This window comes from Streptomyces mutabilis, assembly GCF_014649815.1.
In the GTDB taxonomy this organism is placed as follows: Bacteria; Actinomycetota; Actinomycetes; order Streptomycetales; family Streptomycetaceae; genus Streptomyces; species Streptomyces mutabilis.
The window spans coordinates 39,213-60,889 of the sequence record NZ_BMTT01000001.1; the positions used below are offsets into that span (position 1 = coordinate 39,213).

General features: G+C 70.7%; 15 protein-coding genes. 7 read left to right on the top strand and 8 right to left on the bottom strand.

Annotated features, from left to right (window positions below; genetic code table 11):
- Positions 1 to 124 precede the first annotated feature (124 nt).
- The gene (locus IE142_RS00190) at positions 125 to 1,603 is read left to right on the top strand and encodes a DUF1996 domain-containing protein (RefSeq protein ID WP_191883809.1); all 1,479 of its coding nucleotides are present in this window, start codon (positions 125 to 127) and stop codon (positions 1,601 to 1,603) included.
- Between the two features lie 77 nt (positions 1,604 to 1,680).
- Here the strand turns inward: IE142_RS00190 and IE142_RS00195 are convergent, their stop codons facing one another.
- Complete coding sequence (locus IE142_RS00195; protein ID WP_191883810.1) at positions 1,681 to 2,127, bottom strand: hypothetical protein; 447 nt, start codon at positions 2,125 to 2,127, stop codon at positions 1,681 to 1,683.
- 137 nt (positions 2,128 to 2,264) lie between these two features.
- Here IE142_RS00195 and IE142_RS00200 point away from each other — a divergent pair, with 137 nt between their 5' ends.
- The 3 genes from IE142_RS00200 (at position 2,265) to IE142_RS00210 (ending at position 5,515) form a co-directional block, all read left to right on the top strand.
- Entirely contained in the window at positions 2,265 to 2,774 is a 510-nt protein-coding gene (locus tag IE142_RS00200) for a tetratricopeptide repeat protein (protein ID WP_229830092.1), read from the top strand.
- Positions 2,775 to 2,818: 44 nt separating this feature from the next.
- Positions 2,819 to 4,753, top strand: a complete 1,935-nt coding sequence (locus tag IE142_RS00205; RefSeq protein ID WP_191883812.1) for a hypothetical protein — start codon at positions 2,819 to 2,821, stop codon at positions 4,751 to 4,753.
- A 72-nt stretch (positions 4,754 to 4,825) separates the two neighbouring features.
- On the top strand, positions 4,826 to 5,515 hold the full coding sequence (locus tag IE142_RS00210) for a TetR/AcrR family transcriptional regulator (RefSeq protein WP_191883813.1): 690 nt from the start codon (positions 4,826 to 4,828) through the stop codon (positions 5,513 to 5,515).
- Here IE142_RS00210 and IE142_RS00215 read toward each other — a convergent pair.
- The 3 genes from IE142_RS00215 to IE142_RS00225 all read right to left on the bottom strand — a co-directional run bounded on the left by IE142_RS00215 (position 5,512) and on the right by IE142_RS00225 (position 12,858).
- Complete coding sequence (locus IE142_RS00215) at positions 5,512 to 5,868, bottom strand: 5-carboxymethyl-2-hydroxymuconate Delta-isomerase (RefSeq protein ID WP_191883814.1); 357 nt, start codon at positions 5,866 to 5,868, stop codon at positions 5,512 to 5,514. The two genes, IE142_RS00210 and IE142_RS00215, sit on opposite strands and share 4 nt — an antisense overlap.
- A gap of 56 nt (positions 5,869 to 5,924) precedes the next feature.
- Positions 5,925 to 11,342 (bottom strand): pullulanase-type alpha-1,6-glucosidase, encoded by a 5,418-nt coding sequence (gene pulA, locus IE142_RS00220; RefSeq protein ID WP_191883815.1) that lies wholly within the window; start codon positions 11,340 to 11,342, stop codon positions 5,925 to 5,927.
- A 142-nt stretch (positions 11,343 to 11,484) separates the two neighbouring features.
- Positions 11,485 to 12,858, bottom strand: coding sequence for an alpha-amylase (locus IE142_RS00225; protein WP_191883816.1), 1,374 nt, complete (start codon positions 12,856 to 12,858; stop codon positions 11,485 to 11,487).
- 216 nt (positions 12,859 to 13,074) lie between these two features.
- Between IE142_RS00225 and IE142_RS00230 the strand changes: the two genes are divergently transcribed.
- The gene (locus IE142_RS00230; protein ID WP_191883817.1) at positions 13,075 to 14,082 is read left to right on the top strand and encodes a hypothetical protein; all 1,008 of its coding nucleotides are present in this window, start codon (positions 13,075 to 13,077) and stop codon (positions 14,080 to 14,082) included.
- Between the two features lie 43 nt (positions 14,083 to 14,125).
- On the opposite strand, the gene IE142_RS00235 is transcribed toward IE142_RS00230, so the two are convergent.
- The 4 genes from IE142_RS00235 to IE142_RS00250 all read right to left on the bottom strand — a co-directional run bounded on the left by IE142_RS00235 (position 14,126) and on the right by IE142_RS00250 (position 19,246).
- Positions 14,126 to 15,808 carry a glycoside hydrolase family 13 protein gene (locus IE142_RS00235; protein ID WP_191883818.1) on the bottom strand — a complete coding sequence of 561 codons (1,683 nt, stop codon included), beginning with the start codon at positions 15,806 to 15,808 and terminating at the stop codon, positions 14,126 to 14,128.
- Positions 15,809 to 15,923: 115 nt separating this feature from the next.
- Entirely contained in the window at positions 15,924 to 16,838 is a 915-nt protein-coding gene (locus IE142_RS00240) for a sugar ABC transporter permease (RefSeq protein ID WP_191883819.1), read from the bottom strand.
- A gap of 13 nt (positions 16,839 to 16,851) precedes the next feature.
- Positions 16,852 to 17,856, bottom strand: coding sequence for a carbohydrate ABC transporter permease (locus tag IE142_RS00245; RefSeq protein ID WP_043373677.1), 1,005 nt, complete (start codon positions 17,854 to 17,856; stop codon positions 16,852 to 16,854).
- Positions 17,857 to 17,974: 118 nt separating this feature from the next.
- Positions 17,975 to 19,246 carry an extracellular solute-binding protein gene (locus IE142_RS00250; RefSeq protein WP_191883820.1) on the bottom strand — a complete coding sequence of 424 codons (1,272 nt, stop codon included), beginning with the start codon at positions 19,244 to 19,246 and terminating at the stop codon, positions 17,975 to 17,977.
- Positions 19,247 to 19,646: 400 nt separating this feature from the next.
- On the opposite strand from IE142_RS00250, the gene IE142_RS00255 reads away from it, so the two are divergent.
- Complete coding sequence (locus tag IE142_RS00255; RefSeq protein ID WP_191883821.1) at positions 19,647 to 20,681, top strand: LacI family DNA-binding transcriptional regulator; 1,035 nt, start codon at positions 19,647 to 19,649, stop codon at positions 20,679 to 20,681.
- Between the two features lie 129 nt (positions 20,682 to 20,810).
- Positions 20,811 to 21,671, top strand: a complete 861-nt coding sequence (locus IE142_RS00260; protein WP_191883822.1) for a phosphatase PAP2 family protein — start codon at positions 20,811 to 20,813, stop codon at positions 21,669 to 21,671.
- The last annotated feature ends 6 nt before the right edge of the window (positions 21,672 to 21,677 follow it).

Sequence of the window (21,677 nt, forward strand, 5' to 3'; positions counted from 1 at the left end):
CCGCATGCGACCGTCAATTCCGCAGGCGGGTGAACACCCCTGGAACGGCCTCCGTATGGAAGGGAGCCGCTTCACTCCTGTCGGGCGCCCTCGATGCCCCGCAAGGAAGTCAAAGAGGAGTTCCATGGGACGCAACACGAGAAAACGCCGTACGCCGCTGGCCACCAAGGTCGTAGCCGGGGCGGCGGCCCTGGCGGTCGGCGGGGGCGGGCTGGTCTGGGCCGACTTCCATGCCTCGGCGCACGAGGAGAATCCGGCCCACAATCGGACGAGGTCGGCCGCGGCGCAGGTCGCGACGATCGACTGTCCCGACGTCGGCCAGCAGCTGTCCGGCGTACCGGACCGCGCGCGGGGTGAGGTCGACGACGAACTGGCCACGATGGACAGCCAGATCACGGATGCCTACAAACGGCTCGCCACCACGCGGCGCGCGCAGGCAGGTGATCCTCAGTTCGTGCGCAACACCATCCTCGGCCCGCTCAAGGACCGGCGGAAGGCGATCATCGACCGGATCCAGCTGGAGATCGACCGGGCCGGCGGCCGGGCCGACGACAGCCTGGACCAGCTGGCCGGCTGCCAGGGCCAGCCCGCGGAGCAGCCGCAGAACGGGGACGGCCAGGACGACGACGGCCAGGATCAGGACGGCGGTCAGAACCAGGACGACAACGGCAACGGCGCCGCGGGCCCGGTGGCGGACGACTTCATCGACATCGACGACGTCGAGCCGAACTCCCGCGACAGCGAGAACGGTCTGGCCGCCGACGGCGACGGCGGTTCCACCGGCACCTTCACCACAAACTGCGGTGTCAACGAGAACAACCTGTTCAACAGCGACAACCTGATCGCCGCACCCGGTGTCGACAACGGCGCGCACCACGTGCACGACTACGTCGGCAACCAGGACAACGACGCCTTCTCCAGCGACGAGGACCTGGCCGACGCGGACACCTCGTGCCGGAACCAGGGCGACAGGTCCACGTACTACTGGCCGGTGCTGCGCCTCCAGGACGGTACCGAGGAGCTCGACGCCAACGAGCTGGGCGGCGGCACCGAGGGCAACGTCGGCCGGATCCTGAAGCCGGCCCAGGCGGAGCTGAGGTTCGTCGGCAACCAGCAGGGCGACGTGGTCGCCATGCCGAAGTTCCTGCGCGTCATCACCGGTGACGCCAAGTCCTTCACCAACGGCGACGCCAACGCCAACAGTTCGTGGAGCTGCACCGGCTTCGAGGACCGGCAGGTCACCGACAAGTACCCGCTGTGCCCCGAGGGCAGCCAGGTGGTGCGCACGTCCAACTTCCAGAGCTGCTGGGACGGCCGGAACATCGACAGCGCCAACCACCGGGACCACATGGCGTTCGTCCAGGAGGACGGCGGCTGCCCGAACGGTTTCCAGGCCATCCCCCAGCTCCGGGTCCGCCTGGTGTACGACATCCCCACGCCGACCGTCGAGAACGGCCAGGTGCGGAACCCGTACGCGGTGGACAGCTTCCCGGAGCAGCTGCACAAGCCGATCACCGATCACAACGACTTCATCAACGTCATGGACGAGGACCTGATGAACGAGGTGGTCGACTGCATCAACAGCGGGGAGGACTGCCAGTAGTCTCCGCGTCACCCCACGGGGAGGGCCGGTGACGGAGATCCGTCACCGGCCCTCCCGGCCGTTGTGGCCTGTGGTCATCAACCGTGGCCCGCGTGCCCGTCGTGCTCCCCGCGACCGGCCGAGTGGGTGCCGCCACCGTGCCGCGCACCCTGCTCCAGGGTGCCGCCGAGCCGGCCGCGCAGGCCGGCCATGACGTCCTGGTGGCCGACGGCGACCCACTTGCGGCCGACGAGGTAGTGGCCGCCGTAGTCCTTGGCGGTGTTGATCCATTCGCGCTGGCCGCGGTCGGTCGTGAAGGTGACGAGGACGTACTTCTCCGCTCCCTCGCGGCAGATGGCCTGGCGCATGGTGTCGGCGTCCGTCTGCATGTCGGGATCGCACTTCACCTCGGCGGCCAGGTGCTCCAGGCTGCCGGTCGCCGTCTCCGGGACGGCCGCCTCGTCCCTCCCGTCGGAGCCGCAGCCCGTCAGCGCCAGTACCGCCACCGCCGCGGCCGGCGCGAGCATCGGTCGGGTCAGCCTCATGTGTTCCTCCGGTCCGTTCCGGCGACGTGCCGCACGGAGCCCCGGAGAGGGGCTCTCCCCGATCGATACGGCCGCGGGGCGGGAACCACTCAGAAATCCCGGTGTCGTCGCGCGTACGCCCGTGCGAGAGTGGCGCCGTGGACCAGGACTGGGAAGACCGCGTGACCGCCGCTTGGGCGACGATCGACGACTACGCCGAGGACGGCGCCGCCGACTTCCGCGCGGTGATCGACGCCCTCGCCGACGAGTTGCCGGCGGACAGCCCCCTCGGCCTGTTCGAGCGTGCCTGCGCCTGGGACTCCACGGGCCACTCCGACCGTGCCGTGCCGCTGTACCGCGAGGCGCTGGAGCGCGGGCTGGGCGGGAGCAGCCGCTACAAGGGCCGCCGGGCGAAGATCCAGCTCTCCAGCTCGCTGCGGAACATCGGCGAACCGGAGGAGGGCGTCAAGCTGCTGTCGCCCGAACTACTCGCTCCGTCGGACGAGTTGGACGACGCCGTGCGCGCCACGCTCGCCCTGTGCCTGTCGAGCATGGGCCGCGACCGTGAGGGCCTGGCGCTGGTGCTCGGCGCGCTCGCGCCCCATCTGCCGCGCTACCGGCGCTCGATGGCCGCCTACGCACGAGCGCTGGTGGAACCCGAGGACTGACCTGGGCATGGTGACCATCCACCGATTCGCTCGTTCAGCTGAACGTGCAGTCACAGGATGTCGCCCCGCGCCCCGCACCGTCCTCCGCCTCCCCGGCCGACCCGGTCGTCGACGTCGAGCAGGCCGAGGCCGCGCTCGTCGAGCACTACCCGCGCCTGGTCCGGCTCGCCTACCTGATGCTGCCGCCCGGTCTCGGCCGGGGAGGCCGCGTCCTGTCCGCACACTCCCTCACCCAGCGCGCCCTGCCCCGGAACCGGACGACGACTCCCGCGATCCCGGCCCAGCCGACCGGCCGCGACGTGGACCCCGGCTACGCGCTGGTCCGCCTGCGCGTCGTCCGTGCGGCGCTGGAGGCCGGCCGCCCGCTCAAGCGGCGTGCGTGGCCCAAGCGGGCCCAGCTGCCGCCGCTGCTGCCCCAGGTGCGGGGCCTCAAGCTCTTCCCGCGCTCCGGCGGCGCCGACGAACTCGCCCTGGACCAGTGCCTGTCCGCGCTCTCCGCACCGGGCCGTGCGGCCTACGTGCTGCGGGGCCTGGAGACGCTCCCCGACGATGACGTACGGCAGCTGCTCGAAACCGCCGGAGTCTCCGACGCGGAGGCCGCCCTGCGGGAGGCCGACGGGGTGCCCGCGCAGTACGCGCTGCTTGCCTCCCCCGAGTTCGACCCCTGCTCCCTGCAGGCCCGGCCGACCGACCTGATGCGTCGCCGTCAGCACACGAGGGCCGCGCTGGCCGCCGGGGCGGCCCTGGTGGTGTGCGGGGCGCTGCTGGGCGTGCCCGGCGGCGGCTGGGGGCCGGACGGTGCCGCCGCTCCGTCGTACGCGCAGAACCCGGCGGCCGAGGCGGCCCTGGACCCGGCCGAACTGACGCGGGTCGCCCCCGCCGCGTGGACGACCTCCGCGCGCACCGACTTCTCGGTGTGGCCGGCGCGCGGCGACCTCACGGGTGACGAGAAGCTGCTCCGCCGGGCCCTCGCCGTGTGGGCGCGGCCGGGCGGGAGCGTGGCGGTCTCGGCGACGCCCGGCACCCCGACCGGCGGCCCGTCCGGCCCGCCCCAGCTGCTGTACGCCGGGACCGTCGACAACGCCCGCGTGGTGATCCTGCACGACGGTCTGCGTCTGGCCCGGTACGCCGAGCCGCAGGACGGCACGGCGGGCGCCGCCCTGGACTTCGCGCGCACCGACGGCGCCGGCCGCTCCGAGGCCGGTGCGGTGGTCCTGGGCCGGGCCGACGGCAACGTCCGCTACCTGACGGCGCCCTGGGTGACCAAGGCGGCCGTGCGGGACCTCGCCGAACCGGGCTCCGCCGCCCGCGCCCTGACGCTGTCCGACGGTGTGACCTCGCCGCCGCTGGCCAGCCCCGTGCAGCAGCAGTCCGGGGCGTGCGCGTCCTGGAACGTGCTGGAGCTGACCGACGGCTCGGACACCCGCCTGGCGACCGACCTCGGTGAGCTGGTCCCGGCCCGCCTGACCACGGGCCGCCCCGGCTCGGCGAAGGACGTCTCCGGCGCCGAGGCACGGGCCGACTGGGCGCCGTACGCCTGCTCGCTCGGCGCGGTGCGCGGCCAGGGCGTGCGGTCGGTGAACGCGTGGCGGTTCGCGACGCAGCCGCTGCCCGACTCCAGCGGCTCGGCGGCCTGGGTGTGCACCCGGGCCGAGACCTGGCGCGGGGGCGGGGCGCGGGTACTGGCCCAGTTCCGCACACCGGGCGGGGCCCAGGGCGCCGTGGCCGCGAAGGCGCAGGACGTGCCGGCGTGCGGCGAGCGCGACCCGCACGTGCTGGCCGGGGTGCTGTGGAAGTCGGAGGGCGGGCACTGGTACCTGCTCGCCGCCGGCGACCGCGACACGCGGTCGGTCGAGGCGACGGGCGGCATCAGCGGCTCCGCCGACGGGAACCTGCTGACGGCGAAGGGCGAGCAGGGGGCGCAGGCCGAGCTGAAGGGCACCCTGCGGAACGGCCGGTCGATCAGCGGACTGCGGTAGCCCGGGAGGCGCGGAACACCTCTGCCCGATCCGGCCCGTTCGGGGGCCGATTTCGATCGGTAAGGTGTTCGTATGACTACCGGGGTACGCCGCAGAATGGGCGTCGAGGAACGACGGCAGCAGTTGATCGGCGTCGCCCTCGAACTGTTCAGCCGCCGCTCGCCCGACGAGGTCTCCATCGACGAGATAGCGTCGGCCGCGGGCATCTCGCGCCCGCTGGTCTACCACTACTTCCCGGGCAAACTCAGCCTGTACGAGGCCGCGTTGCAGCGCGCGGCGGACGATCTCGCCGCCCGGTTCGTGGAGCCGGCCCAGGGCCCGCTGGGTGCGCGGCTGCTGCGCGTGATGGGCCGCTACTTCGACTTCGTGGACGAGCACGGCCCCGGTTTCTCGGCGCTGATGCGCGGCGGTCCGGCGGTCGGATCGTCACGGACGAACGCACTCGTGGCCTCCGTACGGCAGGCCGCGTACGACCAGATACTCGCGCACCTGGGCGTCAGCGATCCGCCCGCCCGGCTGGAACTGGTCGTCCGCTCCTGGATTTCGCTGGCCGAGTCGACGGCCCTGATCTGGCTGGACGGGCGCCGTATCCCGAGGGCCGAGCTGGAGGTCCAGCTCGTGCACGACTTCGCCGCGCTGACGGCGGTGAGCGCCGCCCAGGACGAGGAGATGGGCGCGCTGCTGCGCCGCGTGGTGGCGGACGAGCCGGCCGACGGCCCGTTCGTGGATCTGGTCGGCCGGCTGTCCTCACTGGCCGCCTAGCTCTCGAACTTCCGGTAGGACGGATCGAGGTCGCGGACCTCCGCCGAGGCGTGCAGGGCGAGGCCGTCGCCCGGCTTCACGTGCTGCCGCAGCAGTTCCAGGACGGCCTCGGTCAGCCGCGCCTTGGTCTCGTCCGTGCGCCCCGCGAGCAGCCCGAGGGTGACGTGCACGACGGCGTGCCCCTCGGTGTCGGGGCCCACCGTGGTGTCCTCGGTGGGGCGGAACTGTGTCTTGCACGCCGGCGGCTTGGCGGCCGCGATCTCCACTACGGCGCCGTGCAGGGCCCGCGCGAAGGCGGGCCGGTCGAAGTCGTCCGCGAGTGAGGCGGAGTAGTCGACGGTGATCTGCGGCATGAGCCCTCCCGTTGCGGTGAACAGCAGGGCTCACCCTAACCGCAGTCATGCGACCGTCAGCCGGCCCGCTCGAACACGGCGACCGTACGGCCCGGCACGGTGAAGGTGCCGGTCTTCGCCGCGTGCACGGACTCCTTCACCACCGGGTCCGCGCCCGCCGCCTGCACCGGGTGCAGCCGGTAGCCGGTCCCGGCCGCCGCCTCGATCCGCTGCTCCCGCGATTCCGGGGTGGCGTTGAAGACGACCACCAGGTCACCGAGGCGCATGGTGATCACGCCGGGCGTCTCGTCCTTCCCGGAGAGCGGGAAGGACAGGCGGGACTGGACCTGCTGGGCCGTGGTGAGGGAGAAGTCCCGCTCGCTCGTGCGGATCTTCAGCAAATCCCGGTAGGCCGCCGAGGCGCCCGTGATCTGCGGGCAGCCGACCTCGACCGTGCCGAGCAGGGGCTTGGCGTACGGCCACTTGTCCTGGTTGTCTGCGGCCGGGGGCAGGCCGCGGCCGAAGCCGTTGCCGTCGGCGCAGTTCCAGTGGATGGCGTTGAACCAGTCGCCGCTGTCGTAGGAGTTGCGGTCCAGCGACTTGGAGCGCAGCAGGTCGGTGCCGGCCTGGGAGAGCGCCGGTCCCTGGGAGAGGGCGGCGGTGGCCATGGCGAGGACCTGCATGCGGGCCCGGTCGTCCGCGGTCGCCGAGGCGGGCAGCTTGAAGGCGAGCGCGTCGAACAGGGACTCGTTGTCGTGCGCGTCGGCGTAGGCGAGGGCGTCGCCCGGGGCCTCCGCGTATCCGGCGGGGGCACCGTTGTAGTCGACCTCGGAGCCCTTGACCTCCTTGCCGTCGGTGTCCGTGAAGGTGTAGCCGGCGAGGTTGCCGGTCAGGCCGACCTTGATCAGGTCCTGGTAGTGCAGGAGGCGGGCCTTCTGCTCGGCCTCGGTGCCGTTGGCCGCCGAGCCGTTGGGCTCGGTGTACAGGCCGGAGGCGAAGCCCTGGACGCCGGGGTCCTCGTCGAAGGGGCCGCCGCCGCGCACGGCGTCGCGGGCGCGGTCGGAGAAGGTCGCGATGCCGGTGCCGGCCATGTTCTTCTGGGTGGCCTGCGTGAAGCGGGCGTCGTCGGCGACCTCGCCGAAGTTCCAGCCCTCGCCGTACAGGATGATCTTCTTGCCGTCGACGCCGTCCTTCTTCAGGGTCAGCTCGTCCAGCGCCTCGCGGACCGCGAGGATGTTCTCCTTCGGGTGGTGGCCCATGAGGTCGAAGCGGAAGCCGTCGACCTTGTACTCCTTGGCCCAGGTGACGACCGAGTCGACGACGAGCTTGCCCATCATGGTGTTCTCGGTGGCGGTGTTGGCGCAGCAGGTGCTGTTCGCCACCGAGCCGTCGGGCAGGAGCCGCTGGTAGTAGCCGGGGACGATCCGGTCCAGGACGCTGGTCTTCGCCTGGCCGCTCGCCGCCGTGTGGTTGTAGACGACGTCCATGACGACCCGCAGGCCGTCGTCGTTCAGCGCCTTGACCATCTCGCGGAACTCGACCGTGCGGGCGGTGCCGTCCGGGTCGGTGGCGTAGGAACCCTCGGGGACCGTGTAGTGGTACGGGTCATAGCCCCAGTTGTAGGCGTCCTTCGCCGCCGCCTTCGCCACGCACTCCTGCTGCTTATCGGAGTCGGCGGGGAGCGCGGCGAGGTCGCAGTCGACGGTCGCCCGGTCGGATTCGCGCTCCGGGATCGTGGCGATGTCGAAGGCCGGCAGCAGGTGCACGTACGACGTGCCGGCCTCGGCCAGCTCGCGCAGGTGCTTCGAGCCGTCGCTCTTCCTGTCGGTGAAGGCGCGGTAGGTGCCCCGGTGGTCCGGGTCCGCCGTGCGGTCCGCGACGGAGAAGTCGCGGATGTGCAGCTCCTGGATCTGGGCGTCCCCGAGCGGCACGGCCTCGGGTTTGCGGTAGTTCTCCCAGCCGCGCGGGGCGAGGGAGCGGTCGTCCAGGTCGACGACGAGGCTGCGCTCGGAGTCGGTGGTCAGGGCGAGCGAGTAGGGGTCGGTGACCTTGTTGGTGACGACCCGGGCGGCCTCGGGAGCCCACACCTTGACGACGTAGCGGTAGGGCTCGCCCTTCCAGGAGCGGGGGCCGGTTGCGGACCAGACGCCGGTGTCGTCGTCGCGTCGCATGCGGACCGTGCGGTCGCCGATCTCCAGCTTCACGTCCTGTGCGGTCGGCGCCCACACGGAGAGGGTGGGGCGGCCGTGGCGGAAGACCGGCCCGAGGTCGGCCTTCGTCGCGTCGGCCGCGTAGAGGTCGTCCAGGACGCCGGCGGTCTGCACACCCGTCGCGGCGAGCACGGCTCCGTTGGCGGCGCGCTGGGAGGCGACGACCTGGCCGCGCAGGGCCTCGCGGACCCGGTCGCGGTCGCGCGGGTCCACGGACCAGGCGGTGTACTCCTTGAGGTGCGGGAACTTCGCCTTCTGGGCGTCGGTGAGGGTGGTCCGGGTCAGGCGGAGCCAGCTCGTCCCGTCGTCGGCGGTCAGGGTGCCGTTCCCGGCCTTGACTGAGCCGTCGCGGGAGGCGAGCAGCTGGGTGGAGGCGGCGCCTGCGGAGCCGTTCCAGGCGACGGTGTTCCGGTCGATCCAGACCGCCTCGGCGGTGGTGAGGTCGACGGCCGCCGCCGAACCGGCCGGCTGCGGCAGCAGGTACTCCTTCTCTCCGCTCACCAGCCACACCTCGTGTCCCTTGGCCTTGAGGTCGAGGGCCTGGTCGGTGGGCAGGTCCTTCTCGTCACCCCTGTGGACGAGGTAGCTGAGGCTGGTGGCACCCTCGGTGAGGGGTACTTCGAAGACCGCGCCGTAGGAATCAGTCCTGACCGGCGTCAGCGGCTTCGACCAGTCGGTGGGGTTCGCGGCGCCGCCCCAGACGTGCAGGCCCCAGCCGTCGTAGTTCCCGTCGGCGCGGTGGTAGTGCAGGACGGCCTTGCCGGTGTCCTGGGCCGGGTACTCGGGCCGCTCCGTGACGACCTGCTCCCTGCCCTGCTCGATCCACACCTCGCCCGTCCGTGTGACGTCGATGGTGCGGTCGGCCGCGACGTCCTTGTCGCCGTCCTCGTCGATGACGAGGAAGCCGACGTCCGACGCGCCGGGCTTGAGCTTGACGTAGGCGAAGGCGCCGTAGGCGTCGCGTCCGATGAAGGGGTGGCTCTTCGGCCACTCGGTGGCCTCCCCCTCGGCCAGGTCGCCCCAGGCGTACAGGCCCCAGTCGTCGTAGTTCCCGTCCTCGCGCTTGTAGTGGACGATCGCGTAGTCCCGGGAGGCGGCGGCGGGGGGCTGTTCGGCGGGCGGGGTGCCCGTGGCCGAAGCGGCCGTGTCGCTCGCCGTACGGCCCGCCGAGTCGACGACGACCGCCTTGTAGCGCAGGGCGGTGCCGGCGGGAGTCTCCCCGGCGATGGTGTGGGTGACCTTGTAGGGGGCGTGGTCGGCGGAGCCGAGGGTGCGCCACTTGCCGCCGCCGGTCCGGGCGGCGAAGACGACGCGGTTGAGCTGTCCGCCGGTGACGTCGGCGGTCAGCTCGACGGTGCCGGTGGCGCCCGGGTCGGGGGCGGTGAGGGTGACCGTCGGCTCGGTGGCGGGCTCGGCGAGGCGGCCCGCGGCCTTGAGGACGATCGCCGACCCGGCCGGGACGGTGACCGTGACCTTCTTGTCGGCGTCCGACTTCACCTGGTCGTCGGTGCCGTAGACGCCGTGGAAGGTCATGTCGGCGGAGCCGGTCGCGAAGGTCGCCGTCCTGGCCTCCTCGGCGTTGTTGAAGGCGACGACGTACTCGGTGCCGCTGGTGGCGTCCGTGCGGGAGAAGGCGTAGACGCCGGCGCCGTCGGCCGCGTACCGCTCGGTCTGGACCCCGTCGGCGAGGGCGGGGTGGGCCTTGCGGAGCGCCGCGAGAGTGCTGATCTGCCGATACAGGGGCGCGCCCGTGTCGTAGGCGTCCTCGGCATGGGTGCGGTCGGTGCCGAGCCGGTCGTCGTCCAGGTAGTCGGCGGTGCGGGAGGCGAACATGGTCTGGCGGGCGTCCTTGTCGCCGCCGGCGCCGGTGAAGCCCTGCTCGTCGCCGTAGTAGATCACCGGATTGCCGCGGCCGAGGAACATCAGCTCGTTGGCGAGCCGGGCCTTCTTCAGCAGCTCGGCGTCGCCGGCCTCCGGGTCGTCCTGCTTGAGGAAGGTGCCGAAGCGGCCCATGTCGTGGTTGCCGAGGAAGGTGACCTGTTCGTAGGCGTTGGCCTTGTCGGTCGTGTACTTCCAGTCGTCACCGAAGACGGCGGCGAGCTTCTGTGCGCTGCCGCCCTGGGAGGCGTAGGCGCGGGCCGCTTCCTGGAAGGGGAAGTCCAGCGTGGAGTCCAGGCGGCCCTGGGTGACGTACGGGGAGGTGACGGCGGTGTCGGCGGAGTAGACCTCGCCGAACATGAAGAAGTCGTCCCGGCCCTTCTTGGCCGCGTAGGCGTCCAGCGCGGTGGCCCACTGGGTCCAGAACTCCATGTTGACGTGCTTCACGGTGTCGATGCGGAAGCCGTCGATGTCGAAGTCCTTGACCCACCGCTGGTAGATCTTCTCCATGCCGCTGACGACCTCGGGACGCTCGGTCCACAGGTCGTCCAGACCGGAGAAATCGCCGTACGTGGTGGACTCGCCGGCCCAGGTGGAATCGCCCCGGTTGTGGTACATCGCCGGGTCGTTGAGCCAGGACGGGACCTTGAGCTCGCGCTTGTCGGCCGGGACGGTCGGCGTGCGCGGGAAGGAGCCGGAGTCCACGCGGGGGAAGCGGCGCTCGCCGTCCGCGTAGTCGGCGTCGTCGAAGGGCTCGCCGTCCTTCGTCAGGTACGGGAAGGCGCCCTTGGAGAGGTAGTCGTAGGACTTCTCCTCGTAGTCGACGACGTCGGCGGTGTGGTTGGTGATGACGTCGAAGAAGACCTTCATACCCGCGGCGTGCGCCTCGGAGATGAGGTTCTTCAGGTCCTGGTTGGTGCCGAAGTGCGGGTCGACCTGGGTGAAGTCGGTGATCCAGTAGCCGTGGTAGCCGGCGGAGGCGTTCTCGCCGGTGCCCTGCACGGGCTGGTTCTTGAAGATGGGCGCCATCCAGATGGCGGTGGTGCCCAGGCCCTTGATGTAGTCGAGCTTCTGGGTGAGGCCCTTGAGGTCGCCGCCCTGGTAGAAGCCCTTGTCGGTGGGGTCGTAGCCGGTGGTGAGGCGGCTGCCGGTCAGACCGCCCTTGTCGTTGCGGGTGTCACCGTTGGCGAAACGGTCCGGCAGGACGAAGTAGAACTGCTCGCGGGTGAGGTCGTGACGGGCCTCGGCCTTGGCGAGTTTCGCGTCCGACGGGGGCGGGGGCGGGGCGTCGGCCCGCGCGGCGAGGGGCGGGAGGAGGGCTGCGGCGAGCGCGGCCACGGTGACGGCCGCGACCCGTCTCGCTCGTGCGGTGCGGCGCGCGACAGGCACCGGCCTTCTCGGTATCACGGCGTGAGCTCCTTGCGATGACGGCTCGATCGGGTCCGACCCCGGCGAGACGGTAGCGCCGACGCAAGAGTTGCGGCAAGGGTCGTGAAAGCAACGGAAAGAACTTTCACGATCTCTCACGACCCTCGCCCGGTACGTCCGTTCAGCAGGCGGACTTGCCCGCGTACAGCGCGAGCGCGGTGTCGGCGCCGAGTGTCGCGGTGAACTGGCCGGAGCCGTTCACGCTCACCGGCTTGCCGCTCTGGACGTCGCAGTACGTCCCGGCCGGCAGCGAGGTCCGGTAGGTGCGGGTCATCGCGCCCGACTCGTGGTTGATGGCGACGTAGCCCTTGTTGCCGCGCCCGAAGGCGATGGCGTCGTTGCCGTTGTCCCACCAGTCCGTGACGGCCTGCCCGCCGGTGGCGTTGCGGAAGGCGACCATCGACTTGATCTCCGGCCAGGCGTGCTGGCACTTCCAGCCGTCCTGCCAGCAGGCGTCCACCCGACCGCCGTTCGGCGGTCCGGCGTCGTGGTTCGACCACTCGTAGCCGGAGTTGACGTCAGGGGCGCCGTAGGGCCAGGCCAGCATGAAGACGTTGGCCAGGGTGTAGGTGGCGTTGTCCTTGTAGTTGAGCGTGGAGCCGTTGCGCTCGGTGTCGTGGTTGTCGACGAAGACACCGGAGACGCCGCTGCTCAGGTAACCCCAGCCCTCGCCGTAGTTCTTCAGGTAGGCGAGGTTCTCGTTGTTGAAGACGCGCTTGAGGTCGTAGGCGTAGCGGAACTCCTGGACGTCGCCGCTGCCGGTGTACTCGCCCGGCTGGACGGCCTCTCCGGCGCCGTGGATGACCTCGTGTTTCCAGTACACGCCCGGATCGCTCAGCCGGGACTTGATGTTCGCGAGGTCGGCCGCCGGGATGTGCTTGGCCGCGTCGATGCGGAAACCGTCGACGCCGAGGGAGAGCAGGTCGTTCAGGTACCCGGCGATCTTCCCGCGGACGTGGTCCTCGCCGGTGTCGAGGTCGGCGAGGCCGACCAGTTCGCAGTGCTGGACGTTGTACCGGTCCCGGTAGTTGTCGATCTCCGAGCGGCAGTCGTCGAAGTCGGCCGAGGAGTAGAGGCCCGGGTAGTCGTACTTGCCGTACGAGGAGCCGCCGGTGCCGGTGCCGCTGCCCGCCGACATGTGGTTGACCACGGCGTCGGCGACGACCTTCACACCGGCCGCGTGACAGGTGTCCACCATGGTCTCGAAGGCGGTGCGGTCGCCGAGCCGGCCGGCGATCCTGTAGCTGACGGGCTGGTACGAGGTCCACCACTGCCCGCCCTGTATGTGCTCGGCGGGCGGGGAGACCTGGACGTAGCCGTAGCCGGCGGGGCCGAGGGTGGTCGTGCACTCCTCGGCCACGGAGGCGAAGTTCCACTCGAAGAGGACGGCGGTGACGTCCTTGTCGCCGGGCGGGGAAGCCTGCGCGGACGTCGGGGTCATGACAAGGGTGGCCGCCGCCAGAGCGACGGCCCCCGTGAGGGCTCTGCGTGCCATGTGGGGTTTCCTTCATCGTCGAAGGCGTTGTGGGGAGCCCAAGGTGCCTGAAGGCAGCTTGAAGGCTCTTGCTGAAACCTTCAGAAACCTTGCGGTGACGCAGATGTTAAGGGTTCACCGACCCAAAGGGCAGCGGTCGGTGCGAAGTCGAGGCCGGAAGTTTCCACGGGACGCCGCCCCCGGGGCGCTGTCGGTGCCCGGTCGCATACTGCACCCATGCAGATCACCGAGGACGCGCTCAGGCAGGCATGGCACCGGCTGGCAGCGGGAACCGACCTGCTCGACGACGCCATGCTCCCGCCCACCGGCACGTACGAGCAGTACGAGGCCCACGTGCAGGGCGGGGGCGGCGCCGGTCTCTACCTGGTCCTCGAGGAGGACGGCACGGTGTGCGGCTTCAGCGGCCCCTACGACGAGGTCTTCGTCGCCCGGGGCCTCGACGAGGCGCTGTACTGCCTCGCCGAGGAGGCCGTCCGCGGGCTCGACGGGACGGTCACCGGCCAGGCCGCGCTGATGGACCGGATGGACGCCGACTGGGGCCGCAGGTTCCGCGGCGGCGGCCCGGACGGTACGGAACCGGCGCCGCCCTGCGGCCACGACCCGCTGGAGGGGTTCGCCTGGATCGCCGGCCCGTGGCGCGAGCAGGCCCCCTACACCAACATCGAGTTCTTCCGCGGCGGAAACGTCAGCGCCGAGCGGATCGCCCTGCTGTACGGAGCCGACCCCGAGCACGTCGCCGCGGGGACCCGCCTGGCCGACCTGACCGGCGCCACCCGCGGCTACTGGGACACGGGCTGGGACAGCTGCTGTTTCGGGCAGGCGGGCGACTGGGCGTTCCTGATGTACCACGAGACGGCTCCCGTCCCCCCGGCCGCCAGGGAAGCATTCGCCCCGCCCGCCGTGACGGAGACCGTGCGGCTGAGCGCCTGCTCCGCGAAGGCCATCTACACCTTCGACTACACGAGAGACGGCCGCCGCGTCGACGACGACGGAATCATCGAGCTGATCTACTACGACCGGGGCCGCACCCCGTACGTCCGGGGCGGGCGACTCGACTTCCTCAACCGGGCCGTACGCCGCGCCGAGCTGGACCACCCCGAAGTGACCGACGAGTTCGAACTGTATTTCCACGCCCTGGAGACCTCGCTGGGTCTGGGCCTGCCCCGCAAGGCCATCGAGGAGGGGACGGTCCGGGCCGCCCGGTGGGCTCGGCGCGACGGATGACGCGGTGAGGGGCCCGCGGCGACGGGCCCCTCACCGCGGGCGGTCAGGCCCGCGACCACCACACCGTCGTGTCGGCCGGCACCTTCGCCTCGCCGTCCGCCTCGGTCACCTCACCGCTGGCCAGCAGCACCCGCCCGTACGCGGGAACCGCCACCGACTCGCCGGTGGTGTTGGCGACGCACACGAACTCCCCCCGCCGGAAGGCGAGGACGCCCTCGGGCGCGCGCAGCCACTCCACCGCGTCGCCCGCGCCCAGGTCGGGCTGCTCGCGGCGGACCGCCAGCGCGGCGCGGTACAGCTCCAGGGTGGAGCCGGGCGCGCCGGTCTGCGCCTCGACGCTCAGTTCGCCCCAGCCCGCCGGCTGCGGCAGCCAGCTGCCGCCGTCGCCGAAGCCGTACGAGGATCCCGTGCGCGTCCAGGGGATCGGCACCCGGCAGCCGTCGCGGAAGCCGTCCTGGCCGGCGCCCCGGAAGTACGCGGGGTCCTGGCGCACCTCGTCCGGCAGGTCGACGACGTCCGGGAGGCCCAGCTCCTCGCCCTGGTAGACGTAGGCCGAACCGGGCAGCGCCAGCATGAGTAGGGTGGCCGCGCGTGCCCTGCGCAGGCCCAGTTCGCGGTCGCCGGCCAGGCGGATCTGGGTGCCGAGGCCGGGCGGGTTGGCGAAGCGGGTGGCGTGGCGGGTGACGTCGTGGTTGGACAGGACCCAGGTGGCCGGGGCGCCGACCGGGCGCATGGCGTCCAGGGTGCGGTCGATGACCGTGCGCAGCTCCTCGGCGTCCCAGTGGGTGCCCAGGTACTGGAAGTTGAAAGCCTGGTGCAGTTCGTCGGGGCGGACGTAGTTGGCGGTGCGCTCGACGGTGGGGGTCCATGCCTCGGCGACGAAGATGCGCTCACCGCTGTACTCGTCGAGGATGCGCCGCCACTGGCGGTAGATGTCGTGGACGCCGTCCTGGTCGAAGAACGGCGTGACATCGTTGCCCAGCAGCTTCAGCTGTTCGTGGTTTCCCAGGTCGGGCAGGCCCTCGGCCTTCACCATGCCGTGCGCGACGTCGATGCGGAAGCCGTCCACGCCCATGTCCAGCCAGAAGCGCAGGATGGAGCGGAACTCGTCGCCGACGGCCGGGTGCTCCCAGTTGAAGTCGGGCTGCTCGGGGGCGAACAGGTGCAGGTACCACTCGCCGGGGGTGCCGTCGGGTTCCGTCACCCGGGTCCAGGCCGGGCCGCCGAAGATGGACTCCCAGTCGTTGGGCGGGAGTTCGCCGTTCTCGCCCTTGCCGGGACGGAAGTGGTAGCGGTCGCGGGCCGGGGAGCCGGGGCCCTCGGCGAGGGCCCGCTTGAACCACTCGTACTGGTCGGAGGAGTGGTTGGGGACCAGATCGACGATGATGCGCAGGCCCAGCGCGTGCGCGTCGCGGATCAGCGCGTCGGCGTCCAGCAGGTTGCCGAACATGGGGTCGACGGCCCGGTAGTCGGCGACGTCATAGCCGGCGTCGGCCTGCGGGGAGGCGTAGAAGGGGCTGAGCCACACGGCGTCCACGCCCAGGTCGCGCAGGTACGGCAGACGGGTGCGGACACCTTCCAGGTCGCCCATGCCGTCGCCGTTGCTGTCGGCGAAGCTGCGCGGATACACCTGGTAGATGACCGCCTCCCGCCACCAGTCGCGGCGCCGCGCGACGGTGGCGGTGGCGGAGGTGGGGGCCGGTGCGGCGGAAGGCTGCTGGCTCATGTCGTCCTTGGGATGAGACGGGGTTGTGGTCGTGGAGGCATGGGTGGGGGGGTGGCCGGCCGCGGTGCTGCGGGGTCGGATGGGCACCGCGGCCGGACGTTTTCCCGGCCGGGCGTCAGCCCTTGGTGCCGCCGGCGGTGAGGCCGGTCACCAGGTTCTTCTGCACGAGGTAGAAGAACGCGGAGACGGGTATCGCCACGAGCACGGCGGTGGCCGCCATCAGGTGACGCTGCGCGTCGTGCTCGCTGATGAAGCTCTGCAGACCGACCGCGAAGGTGTACTTCGTGTCGCTCAGCATGAACGTCGAGGCGAAGGCGACCTCGCCGAAGGCCGTGATGAAGCTGTAGAAGCCGGCCACCGCGAGGCCCGGCCGGGCCAGCGGCAGGATCAGCCGGAAGAAGGTGCCGAACGGGGTCAGTCCGTCGACGCGTCCGGCCTCGTCGATCTCGAACGGGATGGTGTCGAAGTAGCCCTTGAGCAGCCAGGCGCAGTACGGCACCGCGGTCGAGCAGTAGACGAGGATCAGGCCGAGGTAGCTGTCGACGAGCCGGAGATCGGACAGGATCTGGTACATCGGCACGATCAGCACCGCGATGGGGAACATCTGGGTGACCAGGAGGACCCACATCAGCTTGCGGTAGCCCGGGAAGCGCATCCGCGAGACGGCGTAGCCGGTGGTGGCGGCGACCATGACGCCGATGACCGTGGTGCCCAGCGAGACGACCAGCGAGCTCTTCAGCCAGTCGAAGAACTGCGTGTGCTGGAGCACGTACGTGTAGTTGTCGAAGGTCATCTTCGACCAGATGCGCTCGGGGTGCAGGTAGTCGTTCTTGTCCGGGCCCAGCGACAGGTAGACCAGCCAGGCGACCGGGAAGAGCGCGATGAGGCTCGCGACGGTCAGGATGCCGTGGGAGGCCAGGGAGGCGGCGCGGCTGCGCTCGCCGCGGGAGCGCACCTTGCGCGGCTGGACGGCGGGCGCGGTGCCGGCCTGCTCGGCCGGAGCGGACGCCGGGACGGTCGTGGTGCTCATGGTGGCTCCTGCCTCAGATCGCGAGCTGCTGCTCATTGCGGTTCAGCCAGCGGCGGTAGAAGGAGGTGAAGACGATCAGGATGGCCAGCAGCAGGATGCCGTAGGCCGCGGACTGCGCGAAGTCGCGCGGCTGCTGTCCGAAGCCGAGCTGGTACGCCCAGGTGACCAGGATCTGCGCCTCGGGGGCGGTGTTGCCGAACAGCAGGAAGATCACGGCGAACTGGTTGAAGGTCCAGATGATGCCGAGCAGGACGACCGTGGAGCTGACCGACCTGAGGCCGGGCAGGGTGACGTAGCGGAAACGCTGCCAGGCGCTGGCGCCGTCCATCTCGGCGGCCTCGTAGAGGCTGTTGTCGATGGACTGCAGGCCGCCGAGGAGCGAGACCATCATGAACGGCACGCCGCACCAGGTGTTCACCATGATCGCGGAGAACCGCTGCCAGAAGGTGTCCTCCAGCCACGCGGGCGTCGGCAGGTGCAGCCAGTCCAGGGCGGAGTTGATGATGCCCTGGTCGGCGAGCATGAAGCGCCAGCCGAAGACGGTGACGAAGGTGGGAACGGCCCACGGCAGGACCAGGATCAGCCGGTAGAAGGTGCGCCCGCGCAGCTTCTGGTTGAGCAGCAGGGCGAGGCCGAGCCCGATGAAGAAGTGCAGGCCGACACAGACCGCCGTCCACACGATGGTCCAGATGAAGTGCGACCAGAAGCGGTCGTACGCCGTCGGGCCCCACAGGATGTCGGCGTAGTTGTCCAGGCCGACGAACTCGTAGGTGGCCTCGATCTCGTTGACGCCGATCGTGCGCGCGGTGTTCAGGCTGTTGGCGTCGGTGAGGGTGAGGTACAGGCCGTACCCCAGCGGGTACAGCACGAGGACGCCGATCACGACGGCCACCGGCGCGATCATGGCGTAGGCGTACCAGTGCTTCTGGTAGCCGTCTTTCAGACGCCGGCCGAGGCCGGGCCGCGGGGTGCGGTCACCGCGGCGCTTGCCGGTCGCGCGGTCGATGGCGACTGTCATGGTTCGACACCTTCGGGAGCATCGGGAAGGTCGGGAAGTCAGAAGGCCGGGAGTGCGGCGCACGGCCGGTGGCCGCCGGGTCCCTCCCCTCCGGTGGGGACCCGGCGGCCACGCGGACTCACTTGGCGAAGTCCGGCACCAGCTTGGCGATCGCGGTCTCGACGTCACCCAGGCCCTCGTCCAGGGACTTCTTGCCGCCGGCGATCTGCGGCAGCTCGTCGTCCAGCGGGGTCAGCAGGGAGCTGTACTCCGGCAGCGCCGGGCGCGGCTGGGCGGCGGACAGGACCGTCTGGAAGCCGGCGATGCCCGGGTCGGCCTTGACCTCGGCGGTGTAGGCGTCGTCGCGGGTGGGCAGCGTGGAGTTCTTCAGGGCTACGGTCTCCTGGGACTTCGCCGAGGTCATGAACTTCACGAACTTCAGCGCCGCTTCCTGGTGGGCCTCGTCCGAGCCGGCGTAGACCGAGAGGTTGTGGCCGCCGGTCGGGGCGCCCGCCTTGCCGGTGGAGCCGGCCGGGACGGTGGCGATGCCGAGGTTGTCCCTGTCCTTGAACGCGGAGCCCTTGTAGAAGTTGGTGATCTCCCACGGGCCCTGGATGATCGAGGCGACCTTGCCGCTGACGAACGCCTCCTGGATGTGGGCGTAGGCGTCGGCGGTGGTGTCGGCCTTGTGCAGGCCCTTGCCGTCGAACAGGCTCAGCCAGGTGCCGTACGCCTTCTTCGCCGTGGGCGAGTTGACGGTGATCTTCTCGGCGTCGACGTCGACCGTGTCGGTGCCCTCGCCGTAGAGGAACGGCTGCGCGTAGTAGCCGGCGGTGGAGGCCCAGTAGCCGTCGACGCCGGTCTTGTCCTTGACGGTGGCGGCGGCCTTCTTCAGGTCGTCCCACGTCTTGGGGACCTCGACGCCGGCCTTCTCGAACAGTTCCTTGTTGTAGACGAAGGCGAGGGTGTCGGTGACCAGCGGGACGCCGTAGGTCTTGCCCTCGTACTTGGCCTGCTCGATCAGCTCGGGCCGGAACTTGTCCTGCTCGGCGAGGGCCTCGGTGCCGTCCAGCGGCAGGAAGAAGCCCTTCTTGGCGAAGGCGGCGGTCCAGCCGACGTCCGTGCGCAGCACGTCCGGGGCGCCCGAGGCACCGGCTGCGGTGTCGAACTTGTTCTGCGCCTGGTCGAACGGCACGTTGACGAAGTTGACCTTGATGCCCTTGTTGGCGGCCTCGAACTCCTTGACCAGGGCCTTGTAGGTCGGCGCCTCGTTGGTCGCGTTGGAGGTGTCCCAGTAGGTGATGGTGACCGGTCCGCCGGACTCGCTGTCGCCGTCGCCGTCCCCGCCGCACGCCGTCGCCGCGAGGGCGAGGGACGCCACCAGAGCGGTGGCCGCTATGCCACGCCGCATGAGTTCTCCTTGAGGGTGAAAGCCCGTGTGGTGCAGGGTGCGGGCCCGTCCGCCGCTCCTGCCGACACCGACCGCGTCGTTGGCGCCGTCGGGCGACGTGAACGTAACAGCGTTGTAAGCGGCGCGAAAGGTCTTGCAGCAAAAAAGTGCAAGAGATCCCCGAAGTTATCCGGACGTGACCTCCCGACGACCGTGACGAGACGGTTGCTTAACGGGCCGGAGCGGTTTGATCAGGGAGGACGAGCGGTATCGGGTCGGTTGTGCAAGACTCTGCAAGCTCTTGCCGCCACTTTCTCGAGGGAGCGCGATGACGCAGCAGCCGGCGCCGGGCCGTCCGACGGGCCGCCCACGGCGCCCGATCGGTGTGCAAGGGCGCGGCCGACAGGTACAGTCCACCCCTGTGACCACACGGCTTGCCGACATCGCTGCCCAGGCGGGGGTGAGCGAAGCGACGGTCAGCCGCGTCCTCAACGGGAAGCCGGGCGTCGCCGCCACCACCCGCCAGTCCGTACTGGCCGCCCTCGACGTGCTGGGCTACGAGCGCCCCGTCAGGCTGCGGCAGCGCAGCGAGGGCTTGGTGGGCCTGATCACCCCGGAGCTGGAGAACCCGATATTCCCGGCACTGGCCCAGGTCATCGGCCAGGCGCTGACCCGGCAGGGATACACCCCGGTGCTCGCCACCCAGACGCCGGGCGGCTCCACCGAGGACGAGCTGACCGAGATGCTGGTCGACCGGGGCGTCGCGGGCATCATCTACGTCTCCGGCCTGCACGCCGACACCACCGCCGACATGCAGCGCTACGAGCGGCTGCGCGCGCAGGGCGTGCCCTTCGTCCTCGTCGACGGCTTCTCGTCGAAGGTGCAGGCGCCGTTCATCTCCCCCGACGACCGCGCCGCGATGAGCCTCGCGGTCACGCACCTCGTCTCGCTCGGCCACACGCGCATCGGACTGGCCCTCGGGCCGAAGCGGTTCGTGCCGGTGCAGCGCAAGATCGAGGGTTTCGTCCGCTCGATCCAGGAGCAACTGGATCTGAGCGCCGAGACGGTGGAGAAGGAGCTGGTCCAGCACTCCCTCTACACCCTGGAGGGCGGTCAGGCGGCGGCCACCGCGCTCATCGCGCGCGACTGCACGGCCGTGGTCTGCGCCAGCGACATGATGGCGCTGGGCGCGATACGGGCGGCCCGGCAGCTCGGCCTGGACGTGCCCAAGGACATCTCGGTCGTCGGCTTCGACGACTCGCCGCTGATCGCCTTCACCGACCCGCCGCTGACGACCGTCCGCAAGCCGGTTCCGGCGATGGGGCAGGCGGCGGTGCGCACGCTGCTGGAGGAGATCGGCGGGACGCCCGCGCCGCACAGCGAGTTCGTGTTCATGCCGGAGCTGGTGGTGCGCGGTTCGACGGCGTCGGCGCCGGGCGAGCGCGGCCGGTCCTGATCCCTGCCCTTCGTCGCCGGGCGCTCGACCCGTAGTGGACCGGCGCCCGACCCGTAGTGGCCGGATGCGGCCCGGATCCTCCCGGGGGATGATCGGTGGGACAGGGCTTTTCTGGCAGACTTCATGCCCATGGGTGACGTGACCGTGAGGACTCCGGAACGCCAGGAAGAGAGCGTTCCGCACCCCGTCACGGAGGAGACGGGGCAGGGCCTGCTGCGCCGTCTTCGCGCACCGCGCCGGCCCCGGCTGTGGTTCGAGATACTGCTGATCGCGCTCAGTTACTGGACGTACTCGCTCGTCCGCAACGCGGTGCCCGAGCAGCGGGGCCAGGCCCTGCGCAACGCCGACTGGATCTGGAACGTCGAGCAGCAACTGGGCATAGCCGTCGAGGAGTCGGTCAATCATGCCGTGAACTCGGTGACTTGGCTGGTCGTCGGCATGAACTACTACTACGCCACACTGCACTTCGTGGTGACGCTCGGTGTTCTGGTGTGGCTGTACCGCAGCCATCCCGGGCGCTACGCGGCAACCCGGCTGGTCCTCTTCGCTACGACGGGCGTCGCCCTGGTCGGTTACTACCTGTATCCGCTCGCGCCGCCGCGGCTGATGAACGGCGGGCACTTCATCGACACCGTGATGGTCCACGAGACCTGGGGCTCGATGGCGTCCGGCGACCTGAAGAACATGTCCAACCAGTACGCGGCGATGCCGTCGATGCACATCGGGTGGTCGGTGTGGTGCGGGCTGACGATCTTCGCGCTGGCGTCGGTGCCGTGGGTGCGGGTGCTGGGGCTGGTGTATCCGGTGCTGACGCTGGTGGTGATCGTGGCGACGGCCAACCACTTCTGGCTGGACGCGGTGGGGGGTGTGCTGTGTCTGGGGTTCGGGTACGGGGTGGCCTTCGTCTGGTACGGGGCGTTGCCGCATGCGTTGCCCAAGGTGGTGCCGGGGGCTGAGCGGCGGAGGGCGTGGTTGCCTACGCGGGCTTAGGGATGC